Consider the following 15,776-nt stretch of genomic DNA (forward strand, 5'->3'; position numbering starts at 1 on the left):
GTTACTTGATCCTTTCGATGCCCCAGCCAGAGCCGGATGGAGCGTTCTGTTTAGGTGCGGGATGGGCACGGGAGAGGGCCTGTGGCGCGACCACCTGGTTAAACCACTGGTCGTAGGTCATGCCTCGGGCGTTTTTGGTGCCCGTGAGGCCGCCGTGAGTAGCCGTCCAGGCTGCGGCGGACTGAGCGCGAGCATGTGCGATAGCCGCACTGTCCATGTTGCCCCGGATAATGTCGCGGTTGACCTGAGGGCTCTTGTCGACCCCGACGTTTTCCCGCGCGATGCGAGCCTCGTCCGATTGGGTCTGAACGCCCTTCTCCATGCGGAGAGCTGCGTTGTTGAGGGCCGCCGCGCGGCTGTTGAGGAACTGATAGTCCGCGTGATCGCGATCGGGGTAGAGGTAACCCACCGTGCCGCGCAGCAGGGCACCGCCAGCCGCCTTGAGTGGGCCGATAGCGCCGTCCGTGTTGGGGTACATCGCCCCGAACATGGCGGCCTTGCCAGCGCCGGTATGGAACCGACCCTCGCGGCTCTCGAAGGCTCCCGCGTTGCGGATGACCTGATCGGCCGCGTCGGATGCGTCGCGGTACTTGTTCATCAGCTTGCGGTCGTCAGGACTGACGCCTCCTGTGCCCTTCTTCTTGCTGGGAGGGGCGGAGGGGAGGAGCGCGTGGGAGGCCATCGTGACCTCGGAGGGGTCGACTACGTCTTCCCAGCCGTCATTGGTCGCCATTACTGGACCTTCCTTCTCTGGAGTTTGCCGGTGACGGGATCGCGGCGGTACTGATAGCCGCCCACGACGCCCGCCTTGAGGTCCTGCCGGTTCTGGCTGCGGTCGGCGCGGGCGCCCGACTTAACGGCAAGAGCGATGCGTTCGTCGGCCTGCCGGGTTGCGGCTGAGGCACGGCCTGCGGTGATGCTTGTACGGACGGTGCGGTCCGCATCGGCGAGGTCGCGGTGGCGGTCGCGGTTGACTTCGTTCGTAGCCGCTTGGTCGTGCGACATGGCCTGCGACACCGTCATCCCGCTTGTTCCTGCGATGGTCCCATAGGTGTCGCTCCAGTGTTCCGGGAGGCTGGGTGCGTGGACGCCATAGACGTCCGGGTTGGACCGGACTTCCTGGAAAGCGGCTTCGCGCTGGGCGGGCGGGAGCTTGTTGATCGAGAACATGACACGACCGTTGGCGTCTAGGACGTCCTTGGCCTTGGTCCGCTTGTCCTGCAGGTAATCCACGGCGGCCTGGATCGGCTTGTAAGTATGCTCGCCGGTCTCGGGGTCCGTGTACACCTCGAAGGCGTCGTCCGGGCCACCCAGTTGCGGCCGCTCCGCTTTGCGGAGGCCGTCGTTCTGCGAGTATATCGTCTTGGCCGCGTTGGAGAGCCCCTCGCCGAGCCCGTTGGACCCGAAGAAGGCCGCAGCAAGAGCCATCATGGTCTGCTGGTAATGCTCGTCGTCGAACGCTCCGCGTCGCTTGAGGATGGGGGGAGGGGTGGGAAGCTTCTGGTGCTGGAAGGTCGGCTGGTCAGCTCCGGGGACCCGAAGGCCAGTCGCGAGATTGCCGGTCAGCCCCGTGCCGTTTGGGACGGGAGGCGCTTGCGGGAGGTCTGCATAAGCGCCGGTGGCGCGGGCGGATTTCTTATCGTGGCCGAAGAGGCCGCCGAAGACTGTCATGCTGACACCTCCTCAGCGTTCTTAGTGGCTTCCGCTCGGCGCTGGAGGAAACGCTCCATGGCGGCTGCGTCTCTGTCGGCGCACTCCAAGACGAAGGCCATGTGGGGTGTGAGATATTCGCCTTTGTCCTTGAGGTCTCGCCACTCGCTAAGCCATCCCGAGTACCTCCAGGGGCGCGGCGGCAGCGTCTTGTCGGCGTTCAGGGTCAGGAACATCGCCGGATCGCCGGGTCGGGGGGTTGGGCAAAGGCGCTTAGCTTCGCGGCGTGCCCAGGCAGAAATCCCCTGCTGACGGTCGGCGTACCTCAGCTGACCGAAGAACCAGACGCCTACCGGCGAGAGGATGATCGACGTTTCCGAACCGTCTTCCGTAACCTTTTCAACAGTCTGTTTCGCGTGAGCGGGGAAGCTGGGACCTTGAACATCGGCAATTGCGTGTTCGTTCAGGTTCATGGCGGGGAGTAGGTCGTTCAAATAGAACCAGGGGACCCCGTCGAGCATGGTGTAGGAGATTGGGTGGCCCTTGTACTCCAGGGCAAAGGGGTTCTCGCCGATCGCGAGGGTAGCTGTTGCGGTCATAGGTCCGTGATGGGCATGCGCTCGCTTCAGAAAGCGGACGGGATGCCTGGGGGATTGAGGAGGAGCGTTCGGGACTGGAGAACCCAACAAGGCGAACGCGAAGATGACTGGACGGACCAGCGCGGGCGGGTTGTCCATATATCTGCACTATCGTTTGGGGTCGCAGCCAACCGTAGCCTTCGATGCTGGGTCCCCCGAACCGCTGGGGCGCTGCTGCCATTCACGAAACATTCTAAATCGCTAGAAGGCATGAGGGCACTGTAACCGCTGATAAAGCATAGCCGCGTAGTATCTGCTTCATGAGGAAGAGGCGTTTCCGTCCCCCAGATGGCTACAATAAGCCTGCAAGCGCCCTGCGTCAGGCTGTGTCGTCAGTCACCCTCGGCCTCGGTGGGATCGCTTGTCTTATTCAGGCCTTCACTTGGATCGCGGACGGGAAGGCTGACATCTACCGTCACGGCCACCGCCAAGCGGTGTTGTGGCACCATACGCCAGCAACGTTCATCTTTCACTTGTCCGTGGCGCTGATCGGCCCCCTCGGGTTGGTTGCGCTTGGCGCACTCGGTGTTGTGGAAGCGATCCGTAGCCGCAGGGGTAAGCGGTTGCAGCCGACCTCGTTGGTCTTCCATACCGTTCGCTCATCGCATCCCATTTTGTCCACGGCCGACGCAGTGAAGCTGAACCTTCCCCAAGAGGCACCAAGGGACCTCAAGGGACCCGATGGAACCAGCCGCGAAACTACGGACCGGGGCCTTATTCAGGAGCCCTGACCGAGTATCGGGTGGACCCTAAGTGGCCTCATGGGACCCAAAAATATTCGGGTGGGTCCCTCGGGACTCTTCGAAGGCCTGTGGGTACGCTGGGGAACGGGGGAAATCTCAGGGAAACGGGCGAGGCACTCAGGGTCAGACCGCGAGAATACGGGTCGAGCGAAGCGCCGGTTTTGAATTGCGAGCGGCAAAGGACGGCGAGGGGGAGCCCGCAGCGGCGAGAGGGGACCCAAAGCCATCCGGCACTGTTCGTCCCTCTCCGGACCTCCCCCGCCGCAGCAAGGAACGCCAGAAATCCGCCAAGCGCCACCGGATGCTGGAACCGGTGCGACTATGCAGCCTTGCCAAATCGTGCTGGTCCAAGCGCCATTGCGGAGGAAGCGCAGGCGCATTGGCATACCCGGCGACATTCACCGCCAATTAGGGCAGGTTAGAGATGATGTATCATTATGGAGCATGGCATTGAGGGACCTGTGAGTGCGGTCGAGCGGAGCGGGCAAGGCGGTGTTTCACAACTTGTAGGTTGTGAGCCAACTCCTCCGACCAGAGGCGGAATGTGTCTAAAGGTACTTGACGTAATAAAGAGACAGTCTCATAAAGACGCCATACCTTCTGAACGCAGGATGCTGCCAATGGCCGTCGACCTTTCCCACCTCCACTCCATTGAGGACCACCTGATCCGCGAACGTGCCCGCCTCGCGAAGGCTCGTGGCGACAGCGAGGTTGCTCTTAGGACCGTGTGGGTCGCGCAAGCGGAACGCGAGCTGGCGAACGAGCGCAAGTTCCTTGGGCTGCCCCTGGAAGTCCTCGCCCCGGCCATGAGTGACGACGAGTTGCTCCTCGCCCTTGCTGCCTGACAATCCTGGAGCCCCCCATGTCCCGCATCGCCTACTATCGCACCTCGACAGACAGTCAGAGCCTCGCAGCCCAGCGACAGGCACTAGGCGGTGGGTTCGATCGTGAATTTTCCGACGAGGGGGTCAGCGGCGCTACCAAGGCCGAAGATCGTCCAGGGTTCGCCAAGCTCCTCCAGTATGTCCGCGAAGGCGACACCCTCTACGTCTATGCGCTCGATCGCCTGGGCCGAGATGCGCTTGACGTACAGGCGATGGTCCGCAGCCTGTTGGACAAAGGCATTACACTGGACGTTCGTGGCTTGGGACCGATCGGCCGAGGAGTGGGGGAGCTGATCGTCGCCGTCCTTGCCCAGATAGCGGACATGGAGCGCCAACGGATTAAAGAGCGCTGCGAGAGCGGCAGAAAGGCGGCGCGTGCAGCCTTGGAAGCAACTGGCAGGACACATAAGGGTAAGGAGAGCCTCGGGCGTCCTAAGGCTGCTGATGCCTCGGAGGTGGCAGCATGGCGACGAGAGAACGGGGCAAGCATCAGCCAGACCATGCAGCGCTTCGGGCTCTCCAAGGCCACTGTGGCCCGCTACTGTGCCGCTGAGGCGCTGAAGGGTGCGGTAGCGTGACCAGCGGCACCATGTCGCAGGACGACTACAAGGCGGCGGAAGGTATGACCCTCCGGTGCAACGCCGAGTCCGTCGAAGCCATCGGGCTGACTGAGGTCATGCTGGAAACCTTGCCGTGGACCACGCCAGCGTATCAGCACGCTACCACTCAGAAACGGCGTACGGCCCTTCGTGCCTTGCTGGCCGACCTTCTACGTCTGGAGGCAAAGGGGCTCGCGGGCTATCATGGCATGTCCCCAAAGGACTTTCCTTCCAAGCTCCTCGGCTTCGGATATGACGTTTTCATAGCCTTGCGAGACGCCATGGACTCTGCCGGTTTTTTGACTGTTGAGCCGGGCCGCGCTCGCTGGAACAGCTTCGACAACATTGAGACCGGGGAACGAGGGGACATTACGCAGCATGGCGGGCGGCAGGCCCGCTTTCGGTTGACCCCCAAGGCCTTGGAGGAGGTTCGGGCGGCTGGAGTTACTCTCGATGCTTGGAGCGCCCATTGGAGCCCGCCAGCACCTCTACAGCTCGTCACTTCTTCGCTCGTGCCAGCGGCTCCGCTGATTGAACTGCGGGCCGCGAAGGAACGACGCGGGGGAACAAAGCGGGCGGGACAGAACGTTACCTTTGATGTGGCTTCGCCGCTCCTTCAGCCGATCCTTGAGGACCTCCAGGACCACAACGGCTTCATGCGAGAGCTGGGAGTAACGGGCGTCGACTTCATCGGGCTTCGTCGCATCTTCAACGACGGCAATGTGCCCGGCTTCAGTTGGGACAAGGGTGGGCGCTTCTACTCGCTCCGTGGGGCAGGCATGGGCAAGCCTTACGAGGCGCTATCGGGTGACGAACGCCGCAGTCGCATTCAAATCGGCGGTGAACCGGTTGGAGAGGCCGACATGGGTTCATCGCAGCTCCGGCTTCTGTACGCGCTACTGGACCAGCCGCTACCTGCTGGCCTTGAGGCGGACCTGTACACCCTTCCGGGCGCTCACCGGGAAGCTGTGAAGGCGGTTGTTACCCAAGCGCTCGGCAAAGGGGCGGCCAACGCTAAGCGGTGGGGCGCTGACGCCCGGCGGGAATATAGACGGGATCATGGAGGACGAACGCTCCAGGCGGACCACCCGTTTGCAGATGCACTGGCGGCAACGCTTGCCGGGCACCCGATCCTTGAGCGCCTCGGTGGGCCGGGGATGCCAGCAGCGTTAGACCTTCAATTTACCGAAGCCGAGGTAATCAGACGGGCGATGGCTCGACTGCGCAGCGATGGGATAGGAAGCCTTCCTGTCCACGACAGCCTGGTTGTGCCCCGTATGCATCTACAGGCTGCCGAGGTGGCGTTGCAGTCAGCCTTCCAGTTGCAGGTTGAGAAAATGATCGGTCGACCAACCGAGCAACGAGCTTCGGTTAAGCTCAAGGCCGCCTGAGAAAGCCCCGCACTGGCTATCGGTTAGCCAGAGGAGCCCCGGAGCATACGTGTATGAAATGTCCGGCTTTGCCGCTTTCGGGGCTAAGTGCCTCGTGCGCGGCGTTCGGAACCGATCCAAAACTCGACCGCACACGAGGCTTCGCGCGTTAGAACCCGAAAGTCACGCCCAGAGCGCCGTAGTGGGGTCCAGCGTTCCCCTTGATCGCGAACTTCGGTCCCAGCGGGAGCGCAACCGAGCCATACGGGTCAATATCGCCGCTGATCAGCCTGCCGCCCACCGCAACGCGAGCAAAGAGTGGGATGGTTACGCCCGCCTCTAGTCGCAAATAAGCCTTCGCATCCAACCGGTTGCACTTGTCTTTATCTGCAAACTGACCGTTCGGAGCCCGGCAGCGTTCCGTACCGTTCCGGTCCTCTGTCTCAAAGTAGCCGTTGCTGTCGCCCTTGAAGACGAAAGCACCTGCCGCTGGCGTGATATCAAACGCCCCGAACCCTGCACGATAGCCCGCGCCCAATTCACCGCCCCAGCGACCGTGTGAACGCGCCCCGTTTGCTTCAAGACCCCAACCGGCCGCTTGAGTGGTTGTAGACACGCCAAACAGCAACGAGGCGGCAACTGCCACCTTGATGATTTTCTTCATGATTTCCCCCAGCGCAAACCTGCGCAGTTGCTGTCTCAAGCAGGTGGACGGGGGCGGGTCAAGCACTCGCCTCTTCCGCGATTCAGATCGGCGCTTGCCGCTGTGTTCCTGATGTGTTCTCATTGCTGCATGGAACGACTCAGCGCCCCCGCAATCGCCTCAATGCTCCTCACGGCACCCGCATGGGCACGCCTAGGCCTCACCGTGCGTGACGAGCGCCTGAGAGAGCGTGCGGCGGACGCCATGGCCGTCAGGATTGTTCGGGGGCTCGGGGAAGGGCAGGAGCCCAACCCGGACCAGCTTACCCTAAGGCTATAGATGAACGAGCGGCTGAGGGTGGTGGAAGCGGGCCCTTGCATTAGGCCTCGCACTGCTACTGAGCCCGCATGCTCTAGGTCAAACGTGCTTCAAGGGTGATATTCGGGGCTTATCTCTGCATCAATACGCGGCCAAGAAACTCTCCTCGGCCGCGTACTCGTAGCGTCCGCTTGCTTCAGCGAGAATTTATCTCGCCCCTGGGCAGCGCGGAAGGTTCAACAAATTGTTTTCTAGGAGGCCATCGGCTGCGGTCGCAAGGTACTTTCTGCGCGAGACCGGATGCTGTTTGACAACAATAAGAGCTACTTGTCCACGTACCATAGTGTAGAATACATGCTCTTGACTTATCATCGCAATGATCGTGTCAATGCCGAACCACCACGCGCTCGGACTCGTTCCTCCGAGTCCTTGGATGCGACGGTCTAAGTCTAGATTGTCAGGTGAGTGGCAGTCTGCACGATAGGTAGTCATAAACGTTGCTCCCGTACACGGGTAATCGCAATCGCCTTGACCATACGCCTCGAAACGGACACGTTGCCCGTGGAAGTAAGCACCTGTCCGCCGACGATTGCTCCGTTTGGCGGATGAAAGGGCCGGGGATTGCCGTCCTCGGCCCAATTCATGTCGCGCTCATCATCCCTAATACCGGATAAAGAGTCGACCCTGGGCATCAACCTGCGTGAAGAACATCTTGGCACCGTTGCTGTCCCGCAACATTTGCACTTTGCTTTATATAGCCCGTCTGTGCTGAGCGGTGGCGTAGATGTTGTGCGCGACCTGCTTTGTTCCAGCATCGGTTGACCTGGAGGCAATGCGGAGCAGCAGGAGCACGATGCGTTTAGGTTGCCGCTCGCTCCTGCTGCCTATTCAGCTCAGTGCTGGACCTTCCACGCGGCCACTTCAGCCTTCCCGACGTCGGCCGGGTAGCACTGCGGGGCATAGCCGCCCCCACGGCTCCAAGCGCTACGTCCCCCGCAGCTCGAACCATTGCGGGCCGAATTGTACGGGCACGCACAGGTGCCAGGATAGGCAGCAATGGATTGCTTGATGATCTGTTGCTTGATCTGAGTGTCGCTAAGGGGCTGCCGTGCCCACGCGACTGGAGAGGCCACCGCAGCAAACGCGGCAGCCAGCACAATTGCCAGCTTCATGTAGTGTCCCTCGCTAAGCGCTTACTGCGGGTCGTCCTGACCGCTGCCGTACAGTGTCGTTGGGGCGCTGTAAGGGCGGCTGTACGGGTTGCTGTAGGTCGAGCTGGAGCCGTAAGGGTCCTTCGTGCCGACTTGCCCGGTATACGGATTGACGTTGCCCCGCGTGGAGTAGTTGTCGAGGGTCGAAGAATTAGGAGAGGAGCGGTAGTGCGGCGCGACGTACGTTCCGTCCCTTCTTGTGTAGCCCCGGACGTGGACCTGCGCGATTGCTGAGCTTGCGACACACAGTGCGCAAGCCGCCAAAATCAATCGTTTCATGTATTCCCCCGTTCGCCACGAATCGTGACAACGTCGTTTCTGCCGCAATCAGGGGATGAAGTGAAAGCAATTCACTCCGCTTTGGTTTGTTAACTACTTATCCTCGCGTGTGGCGAGTGGCCTCGAAGTAGTCGTCTAATGGCTCGTCCTCTTCAGCCTCCAGCAGCCCCGCAGCTACCTCGAAGTTGATGCAATCGACTAGCATCTTCCCGCGAGGAGACAGAGTGTAGCGGTAGGCGGGGTCCTGAGGCCCTCCAGGCATCTCCAAGAGGAGCCGCGAACCTTCCTTGCCACCGGGGTCCACTTTGCCGAGCGCCCTCAGGTCGTCGTAGGCGGTGCCTGACGGGATACGCAGGCGCTTCGAGATTTGCTCCAGCGTGGCGGGTTCGTTGCGTGCCACGTAGATGAACACCAAGGCACGCCTGACCGGCGAAGCGGGGTTCAGGAACCTAGAGAGCGCCTTGAGTGCGCCATCAACCGCCAAGATGCTCCTGTCCGCCATTGTGTCCCCCGTTCGGTGTAAGGGGAACGGTGGTCGGTGGGCTGCGGCGGATCAACGCGCTTTTGGGATTGCAGATAGTCTGCATTGTGCACGCATGCCGAGGTCGAGCCGCATGGCAGCTCGTTTGCCGCACTTCGTTATGCCCCTGCGGCCGATCCAGGGGCAAACTACGTCGGGTCTTTACATCACAACAGCACCAGATTGTGGCCGCCCGCCGCCGCAATCTCCAGCGCGCGCTTGGCCGTTTCCTGCCCCTTCACCTGGCGGAGGTCGGGCCCCTGCGCCGCCATGCTCGCCTCGCCCGGTCCGGGCGCCGGCAGCGCGCGGGTGCCGCGAAGGTGGTCGAGCAGCGCCATCAGGTGCGGCGCGGACACGATCTCGACCGATCCGGCCCAGGCCGCCTCCGGCCCCTGGGCGGCGGGGCAGATCAGGCCCAGCCCTTGCTCGGCCGCATGTAACGCGGCGAGCAGCACGCCCGGCGTGCCGGCGATGCGGCCGTCCAGCCCCAGTTCGCCCACCACCAGGAATTGGGACAGCGTTTCGGCATCGATCACGCCCATTGCGCCCAACAGGCCCATCGCCACCGCCAGGTCGTAATGCGACCCTTCCTTGGGCAGGTCGGCCGGGGACAGGTTCACCACGATCCGCTTCGGCGGCAGAGCCAGGCCGATCGCCGCCAGCGCGCCGCGCACGCGCTCCCGACTTTCCGCCACCGCCTTGTCGGCCAGGCCCACGACCACAAAGGCAGGCAGGCCCGGCGTCACCTGCACCTGCACCTCGACCGCGCGCGCCTCCAGCCCAAGATAGGCGACCGTTGAAACCAGCGCGACCATGCATCTCCCCTGTTCCCCGCCTGTTCTGTAGCGGGTTCGTCCGCGCTGTCGAGCGGGGTTGCGGTGGCAGGATGCAATACGCATGTAGTGGGCATGCGCGCAAAGCATCCTGGCTCGCGGTTGGCGATCCTGTGCCTGGGTTGGTTCCTGGTGGTGCTGTCGCCGGTCGTAGGCGCGTTGCCGGGGCCGGGCGGCATCTTCGTCTTTGCCGCGGGGCTGGTGCTGCTGCTGCGCAACTCCTGCTGGGCGCGGCGGCAATACGTATTGTTCAAGCGGCGCTTTCCAAGATTCGGTCATGCCTGCGACACGGTGATGCGACGCGGCAGCACGCTGCGCCGGCGCGAACGGCTGCGGTGCGCGCCGCAGCCTGATTGACTCCGCCGGCCGGTTTCTCTATCCGCGCCCAACTTGACGGCCGCCTCTCAATCGGCGGCCTTTTGCATTGCGAACCCAGAGGCAGAAAAAATGAAGCGGACCTACCAGCCGAGCAAGCTCGTGCGCAAGCGTCGCCACGGTTTCCGTTCGCGTAGCGCCACTGTCGGCGGCCGCAAGGTGCTGGCTGCCCGCCGCGCGCGCGGCCGCTCCAAGCTCTCGGCCTGAGCGAATTGATCTTGCCGGTGCGGCAGCTTGTCCGCCGCGCCGACTTCCTGGCCGCCAATAATAGCCGGCGCGTGCCCATGCCCGGCTTTGTGCTGCTGGTGCGGCCACGCGGCGATGGCGATCCCGTCATGCGGATCGGCTACACCGTCACCAAGAAGATTGGCGGCGCCGTGGTGCGCAATCGCATGAAGCGGCGCTTCCGCGCGCTTGTCCGCGACATCCTGCCGCAATCCGGCATTTCCGGCGCCGATCACGTGCTGATCGGCCGCGCCGGTGGTGTGGAGCGCGATTATGCGGCGCTGGGTGCGGAGTTGCGCAAGGCGCTGACAAAGGCCGTGCGGTGATTGCGCGGCCTTTGATCCTGCTCGCGCGCGCGTGGCAGATCGGGCCTTCGCGCCTCATTCCTCCCACCTGCCGTTATCAACCCTCCTGCTCGGCCTATGCGATCGAGGCCTGGTCGCGCTATGGGGCTTTCAAGGGGAGCTGGCTGGCCATCAGGCGGCTCCTCCGCTGTCACCCCTGGGGCGGATGCGGCTTTGATCCCGTTCCCTGACGTTCAAGGCGAAATCTCGACGTGGAAAATCAGCGCAACCTGATCCTGGCGATGGTGCTTTCGGCTGCCATCTTTCTGGGCTGGACCTTCCTGTCGGAGCGGTTCTTCCCGGTCGCGGCGCCGCCTTCGACAGAGATCGTGAACGGCAAGCAGGTGCCGGTCACCAAGCCCGAGGCGATGCCCGATGCCCCCGGCGTGGTGCGTGACCGCCAGATGGTGCTGCGCGACAGTCCGCGCGTCGCGATCCGCTCGCCGCGTCTCGCCGGTTCGATCAACCTGCGCGGCGCCCGGATCGACGATCTGGTGCTGACCACGCATCGTGAGACGGTGGCGCGCAACAGCCCGCCCGTGCGCCTGTTGAGCCCGAGCGGCACGCCGGACGCCTATTTCGCGCAGTTCGGCTGGGCGGGCGAGGGCGTCGCCGTGCCGCGCGCCGACACCGTCTGGACCGCCGATGCCAACGAGGTCGCGCCCGGCCGGCCGGTGACGCTCAGCTGGAACAACGGCCAGGGCCAGGTCTTCCGCATGCAGATCGCGGTGGACGAGAATTACCTGTTCACCGTCCGCCAGTCGGTCGCCAATGGCGGTCGCGGCGCGGTGCTGGTCAAGCCGTACAGCCTGGTCAGCCGGGTCGGCATGTCCAAGGATGCATCCAGCTGGACGATGCATACCGGCCCGATCGGCCAGTTCAACGGCGCCACCGATTATTCGATCGACTTCAAGGATCTGGACGAGGCGGGCCCGGCCGGCACGCGCTTCCAGAATCGTGGTGGCTGGCTCGGCTTCGGCGACAAATATTGGCAGACGGCGCTGATCCCGGCGCAGGACGCCTCCGTCGACGCCGGCTTCCGTGCGGGCGCGGGCGGGCTGTACCAGGCTGATGTCTCCGGGCAGCAGATCGGGGTACGGCCCGGCAAGGTCGCCACGGTGGAGCAGCGTTTCTTCGCCGGCGCCAAGGAAGTGTCCGTCCTCGACGGCTACGAGGCGCAGGGTATCGCCGGCTTCGATCGCACGATCGACTGGGGCTGGTTCGTGTGGTTCGAAAAGCCGATCTTCTACCTGCTCGACTGGCTGTTCACGCATATCGGCAATTTCGGCGTGGCGATCATCTGCCTGACGATCATCGTCCGCGCCCTGCTGTTCCCGGTGGCGCAGAAGCAGTTCGCGTCGATGGCGTCGATGCGCAAGGTGCAGCCGAAGCTGAAGGCGCTGCAGGAACGCTACAAGGACGACAAGCCGCGCCTCCAGCAGGAGATGATGCAGCTCTACAAGATGGAAAAGGTCAACCCGCTGGCGGGCTGCCTGCCGATCCTGATCCAGCTGCCGATCTTTGTCGCGCTCTACAAGGTGCTGATGCTGTCGATCGAGATGCGCCACCAGCCCTTCGCATTGTGGATCAGGGATCTGTCCGCGCCCGATCCGCTGACGCCGGTCAACCTGTTCGGCCTGCTGCCGTTCACGCCGCCGGGCTTCCTCCATCTGGGCGTGCTGGCGATCCTGCTCGGCATCACCATGTACTTCCAGTTCAAGCTGAACCCGACCCAGATGGATCCCGCGCAGCAGCAGATCATGGGCTTCATGCCGTGGCTGATGATGCTGTTCTTCGCGCCGCTCGCGGCCGGGTTGCAGCTGTATTACGTCGTCAACAACCTGCTCAGCATCGGTCAGCAATGGTATCTCTACCGTCGCACGCCGGGGCTGAGCGACGCGCCCGCGGCCGCCAAGTGACGGACGCGTTCCAGGCCGAGCGCGACGCCGAACTGGCGGAGGCGGCGCGCAAGCTGTTCGCCGGGCCGATCGCCTTCTTGAAGTCGGCGCCCGGCCTGCAGTTCCTGCCCGGCGCCGACGTGCCGGAGGTGGCATTTGCCGGCCGCTCCAACGTCGGCAAGTCGTCGCTGCTGAACGCGCTGACCAACCGCCACGGCCTGGCCCGCACGTCCAACACGCCGGGGAGGACGCAGGAACTGAACTTTTTCGACGTGGGCGAGCCCTTGCGCCTCCGCTTCGTCGACATGCCCGGCTATGGTTTCGCCGAAGCGCCGAAGGACGTCGTCAGGAAGTGGCGGCATCTGGTCAACGATTATCTGCGCGGCCGGGCCACGCTGAAGCGTGCGCTGGTGCTGGTGGACAGCCGTCACGGCCTGAAGGATGTCGACCGCGACGTGATGACGATGCTCGACCAGGCGGCCGTCAGCTATCGCCTGGTCCTGACCAAGAGCGACAAGGTCAAGGCGTCGGAGCTTGAGGCGGTGCGCGCCGCCACCTCGGCCGAAGCCCGCCGCCACCCCGCGGCCCACCCGGACATCATCGCCACCTCCAGCGAAAAGGGCGGGGGGATCGCGGAACTGCGCACGGCGATCTTCGAATCGATCCTCTAGCGCCGGGTCGCCTTCGGGCGACTGCAACGGAAGGGGGGGCGGCCCGCTTGCCATATGCCCACGCCGCGATCATGGAGGGCGCCCACCTCCTGCTGTGAAGGGGCACCATGCTCAGGCTGATCATCGGCAACAAGGCCTATTCCTCCTGGTCGCTGCGGGGCTGGCTTGCGGTGAAGCAATCCGGCTTGCCCTTCGCGGAAGAGGTGGTCGCCATGTATGCCGACGATTGGGCCGAACGCCGCGCCAAGCCCGATCTTGCGGTGTCCAACGGCAAGGTCCCGATCGTGTGGGACGGGGACGTGGCCGTGTGGGAAAGCCTGGCGATCATCGATCATCTGGCGGACCGGGTCGGGCGGAACCTGTTCTGGCCGGCGGACGACACGGCGCGCGCCTTTGCCCGGTCGATCGCCGCCGAGATGCATGCGGGCTTCGTCGACCTGCGCCGCGAATGCCCCACCAACTTCCGTCGCCGCTACGATCCCACGCCGGTCAGCGATGCCGCGACCACCGACGTGGCGCGGATCGCATCCTTGTGGCGGCAGGCGCTGGACCGCTTCGCCGGCGAGGGCGGCTTCCTGTTCGGGGAGTTCGGCGCGGCCGACATCATGTTCGCGCCGGTCGTTTCGCGGTTCGACACCTATGCGCTGCCGCTGCCCGATTTCGCCCAGGTCTATTGCGCCCGCATGTTGGCCCACCCCTGGATGCAGCAATGGTATGCCGAAGCCGCGGTCGAGCCGTGGGTGCTCGACCGCTATGAACGGGACCAGTGAAGGCCATTGGTCCCGAACGAATACAAAGTCTCGCACCGATCTAGATGACAGGGTAGCCGTGACGGCGTGTCGGCCATCATGCATCATGCGCAATGGCTGCCGGCCCGCCGACCTACGCCCCTGACCGAAGCCGCGCCGGCGCCATGCACCGGCGCCATGCACCGGCGGTGGCTCTCGGTCAGGCCTGCACCTCTTGCCGGTCCGGATCTTCGTTCAGGTCGGCCGTGTCATAGGCACCGTGCGCGGTGGTATATTCCGGCCGGGCGGCGAGTTCGCGGATGGCGTCGCTGTCATATTCCTGCGTCCAGTCCGACCCCGCAGCGCGCAGCACCAGACCGTCCTGCTGGCCGGGGCTCATTTCGATAAAGGCACCGACCAGTTCGTAAAGCGCGCCGCGCGCGATCAATTCCTCGTGCGCGTCACCGCTGGTTTCGATCGGGATCACGCGCATCAGGCTGGCTTCGCTGTCCCATTGGATGTCAGGCATCTCTCTTCCTCTGTTCTGCTTATGCTTATGCGTCTGCCACGTGCTCGGGCTTACCCTGGCGCTTGGTGTGGGCCATGGCCTCCAACTCCTTCTCGGACATGGACTCGACCATGCTCTTGGACGCGCCCTTCAGATTGCTCTTGGGCGTGTCGCCGCGTTTGGCGGACAAGGCGGCTCCCGCCGCTTTCTGCTGGGCTGCTGACCTGGCCGGCATCGTACCTGCTCCCGTGCTGGACTGCCGGGATAACGCGCCAGCGGCGGTTTCGGCTCAACCCTTGCCGGATCGCTACATGGGAGGGCCCGGCGACCATTCTTCGGCGGCAAGGGTGAAGCCCGCAAAGTCGAAGCCGGGCACCACCACGCATGACACCAGCGCCCATCCCGCATCCGCCACAGCTGCCTGCCAGTGGCCGGCGGGGACGCGAACCTGCGGGTTCATCGCGTGGAGCATATCCGGAGCCGGCGGCGCGTCGTCGGCCGCCGCGATGGACAGGTTCAGCGGCGCGCCGGCATGCCACAGCCACAGCTCATCCGCATCAACCCGGTGCCATCGCGACCTTTGCCCCTGTTCCAGCAGGAACAGGATCGCGGTGCCGGGTGAACGCCGCCCCGGCTCCGCCTGCGCGCGCCAGGTTTCGCGATACCAGCCGCCCTCCGGATGGGGGGACAGGCCGAAACGCGCGATCATGGCGGCGGCGTCGGTCACCCCTTGCGGTGCGCGGCCTTCCACGACTTCACCGCATCCATCGTGCCGTGGACGTGGCCGGCCGGGTCCATCGCCGAATAGGCGAAGATCACCTTGCCGTCCGGTGCGATCACGTAGGACGTGCGGTTGGACATGGCCGGGTTCTTGGGCAGGGTCACGTCATAGGCGGTGATGGTTGCGGGCGTCGCCGATCCCACCGCAAACTTGTTGCGGCACGCCTCGACCGAGAAGCGGTTGAGCTTGTCGATCGGGTCGGCCGACATGCCCACCACGGTCGCGCCCAGCTTACGAAAATCGTCCGTCGCCTCGGCGAACTGGTGCGCCTCGATCGTGCAGCCCTGGGTAAAGGCCGCCGGGTAGAAATACAGCACTACCGGGCCTTTCTTCAGCGCCTTGGCGAGCGAAAAGGACATGGGCTTGCCGGCCAGACTGACCTGGGTCGAAAAATCGGGCGCCTTGGCACCGATCGGCAGCGCGGCATCGGCCGCTATGGGCGCGGCAAGCGCGATCAGGACGGACAGCAGGCGCACCATCGGCATCTCCTTGGTTTCGGTCAATCTACCCGGCTTCACCGCCGGCACCAAGTGCGCGTTTGGCCTGTCACCATCGCGC

The 15,776-nt window shown here is 64.0% G+C and carries 21 protein-coding genes and 1 pseudogene; 11 read left to right on the forward strand and 11 right to left on the reverse strand.

Going from position 1 to position 15,776, the window contains the following annotated elements; all coding sequences use genetic code 11:
- Position 1: 1 nt before the first annotated feature.
- The 3 genes from Q0D93_RS01140 to Q0D93_RS01150 are packed head-to-tail and all read right to left on the reverse strand — an operon-like array spanning position 2 to position 2,249.
- Positions 2–733 carry a hypothetical protein gene (locus Q0D93_RS01140; protein WP_294390184.1) on the reverse strand — a complete coding sequence of 244 codons (732 nt, stop codon included), beginning with the start codon at positions 731–733 and terminating at the stop codon, positions 2–4.
- Positions 733–1,671 (reverse strand): hypothetical protein, encoded by a 939-nt coding sequence (locus tag Q0D93_RS01145; protein WP_294390187.1) that lies wholly within the window; start codon positions 1,669–1,671, stop codon positions 733–735. Before Q0D93_RS01145 ends, Q0D93_RS01140 begins: the two co-directional genes overlap by 1 nt.
- Positions 1,668–2,249, reverse strand: coding sequence for a hypothetical protein (locus tag Q0D93_RS01150; protein WP_294390190.1), 582 nt, complete (start codon positions 2,247–2,249; stop codon positions 1,668–1,670). The genes Q0D93_RS01145 and Q0D93_RS01150 overlap by 4 nt, the downstream gene beginning before the upstream one ends.
- A 1,402-nt stretch (positions 2,250–3,651) precedes the next feature.
- Here Q0D93_RS01150 and Q0D93_RS01155 point away from each other — a divergent pair.
- Genes Q0D93_RS01155 through Q0D93_RS01165 form a run of 3 tightly spaced genes read left to right on the forward strand, consistent with a single transcriptional unit; the run spans position 3,652 to position 5,905 of the window.
- Positions 3,652–3,876: a hypothetical protein gene (locus Q0D93_RS01155; protein ID WP_294390192.1), complete on the forward strand. Its 225-nt coding sequence runs from the start codon at positions 3,652–3,654 to the stop codon at positions 3,874–3,876.
- Positions 3,877–3,893: 17 nt separating this feature from the next.
- A complete protein-coding gene (locus tag Q0D93_RS01160) occupies positions 3,894–4,493 on the forward strand; it encodes a recombinase family protein (RefSeq protein WP_294390195.1) in 600 nt (199 codons plus the stop codon).
- Positions 4,490–5,905: a hypothetical protein gene (locus Q0D93_RS01165; RefSeq protein WP_294390200.1), complete on the forward strand. Its 1,416-nt coding sequence runs from the start codon at positions 4,490–4,492 to the stop codon at positions 5,903–5,905. The genes Q0D93_RS01160 and Q0D93_RS01165 overlap by 4 nt, the downstream gene beginning before the upstream one ends.
- A gap of 148 nt (positions 5,906–6,053) precedes the next feature.
- On the opposite strand, the gene Q0D93_RS01170 is transcribed toward Q0D93_RS01165, so the two are convergent.
- Positions 6,054–6,548, reverse strand: a complete 495-nt coding sequence (locus Q0D93_RS01170) for a hypothetical protein (RefSeq protein ID WP_294390202.1) — start codon at positions 6,546–6,548, stop codon at positions 6,054–6,056.
- A 129-nt stretch (positions 6,549–6,677) separates the two neighbouring features.
- Between Q0D93_RS01170 and Q0D93_RS14840 the strand changes: the two genes are divergently transcribed.
- Positions 6,678–6,866 (forward strand): DUF6771 family protein, encoded by a 189-nt coding sequence (locus tag Q0D93_RS14840; RefSeq protein ID WP_366510229.1) that lies wholly within the window; start codon positions 6,678–6,680, stop codon positions 6,864–6,866.
- A gap of 186 nt (positions 6,867–7,052) precedes the next feature.
- Here the strand turns inward: Q0D93_RS14840 and Q0D93_RS14845 are convergent, their stop codons facing one another.
- From Q0D93_RS14845 to Q0D93_RS01180, 3 genes and pseudogenes are all read right to left on the reverse strand, one after another.
- Positions 7,053–7,337, reverse strand: coding sequence for a DUF3892 domain-containing protein (locus Q0D93_RS14845; protein WP_366510230.1), 285 nt, complete (start codon positions 7,335–7,337; stop codon positions 7,053–7,055).
- A 1,095-nt stretch (positions 7,338–8,432) separates the two neighbouring features.
- On the reverse strand, positions 8,433–8,819 hold the full coding sequence (locus tag Q0D93_RS01175) for a hypothetical protein (RefSeq protein ID WP_294390205.1): 387 nt from the start codon (positions 8,817–8,819) through the stop codon (positions 8,433–8,435).
- A 206-nt stretch (positions 8,820–9,025) separates the two neighbouring features.
- A pseudogene (locus tag Q0D93_RS01180) lies at positions 9,026–9,670 on the reverse strand (magnesium chelatase domain-containing protein); the annotation flags it as partial.
- A gap of 120 nt (positions 9,671–9,790) precedes the next feature.
- Here Q0D93_RS01180 and Q0D93_RS01185 point away from each other — a divergent pair.
- The 7 genes from Q0D93_RS01185 (at position 9,791) to Q0D93_RS01215 (ending at position 13,971) form a co-directional block, all read left to right on the forward strand.
- Entirely contained in the window at positions 9,791–10,045 is a 255-nt protein-coding gene (locus Q0D93_RS01185; protein WP_294390207.1) for a hypothetical protein, read from the forward strand.
- 90 nt (positions 10,046–10,135) lie between these two features.
- A complete protein-coding gene (gene rpmH / locus Q0D93_RS01190) occupies positions 10,136–10,270 on the forward strand; it encodes a 50S ribosomal protein L34 (protein ID WP_294390210.1) in 135 nt (44 codons plus the stop codon).
- Between the two features lie 17 nt (positions 10,271–10,287).
- Positions 10,288–10,614, forward strand: a complete 327-nt coding sequence (rnpA, locus tag Q0D93_RS01195; RefSeq protein WP_294390213.1) for a ribonuclease P protein component — start codon at positions 10,288–10,290, stop codon at positions 10,612–10,614.
- Positions 10,611–10,823 carry a membrane protein insertion efficiency factor YidD gene (gene yidD / locus Q0D93_RS01200; RefSeq protein ID WP_294390216.1) on the forward strand — a complete coding sequence of 71 codons (213 nt, stop codon included), beginning with the start codon at positions 10,611–10,613 and terminating at the stop codon, positions 10,821–10,823. Before rnpA ends, yidD begins: the two co-directional genes overlap by 4 nt.
- 21 nt (positions 10,824–10,844) lie before the next feature.
- Positions 10,845–12,551, forward strand: a complete 1,707-nt coding sequence (gene yidC / locus Q0D93_RS01205) for a membrane protein insertase YidC (RefSeq protein WP_294390219.1) — start codon at positions 10,845–10,847, stop codon at positions 12,549–12,551.
- Positions 12,548–13,201 (forward strand): ribosome biogenesis GTP-binding protein YihA/YsxC, encoded by a 654-nt coding sequence (gene yihA / locus Q0D93_RS01210; RefSeq protein WP_294390222.1) that lies wholly within the window; start codon positions 12,548–12,550, stop codon positions 13,199–13,201. The genes yidC and yihA overlap by 4 nt, the downstream gene beginning before the upstream one ends.
- Before the next feature lie 107 nt (positions 13,202–13,308).
- Positions 13,309–13,971, forward strand: a complete 663-nt coding sequence (locus Q0D93_RS01215; RefSeq protein WP_294390225.1) for a glutathione S-transferase — start codon at positions 13,309–13,311, stop codon at positions 13,969–13,971.
- A 178-nt stretch (positions 13,972–14,149) separates the two neighbouring features.
- Here the strand turns inward: Q0D93_RS01215 and Q0D93_RS01220 are convergent, their stop codons facing one another.
- From Q0D93_RS01220 to Q0D93_RS01235, 4 genes are all read right to left on the reverse strand, one after another.
- Positions 14,150–14,458, reverse strand: coding sequence for a hypothetical protein (locus Q0D93_RS01220; protein ID WP_294390227.1), 309 nt, complete (start codon positions 14,456–14,458; stop codon positions 14,150–14,152).
- 25 nt (positions 14,459–14,483) lie between these two features.
- Complete coding sequence (locus Q0D93_RS01225) at positions 14,484–14,672, reverse strand: DUF3008 family protein (protein WP_294390231.1); 189 nt, start codon at positions 14,670–14,672, stop codon at positions 14,484–14,486.
- A 72-nt stretch (positions 14,673–14,744) separates the two neighbouring features.
- Positions 14,745–15,146 (reverse strand): cupin domain-containing protein, encoded by a 402-nt coding sequence (locus Q0D93_RS01230; protein ID WP_294390646.1) that lies wholly within the window; start codon positions 15,144–15,146, stop codon positions 14,745–14,747.
- A 14-nt stretch (positions 15,147–15,160) separates the two neighbouring features.
- Complete coding sequence (locus tag Q0D93_RS01235; RefSeq protein WP_294390649.1) at positions 15,161–15,697, reverse strand: peroxiredoxin; 537 nt, start codon at positions 15,695–15,697, stop codon at positions 15,161–15,163.
- Between the last annotated feature and the right edge of the window lie 79 nt (positions 15,698–15,776).

Origin of the sequence: uncultured Sphingomonas sp., from assembly GCF_934560975.1 — a bacterium.
Taxonomy (GTDB): domain Bacteria; phylum Pseudomonadota; class Alphaproteobacteria; order Sphingomonadales; family Sphingomonadaceae; genus Sphingomonas_I.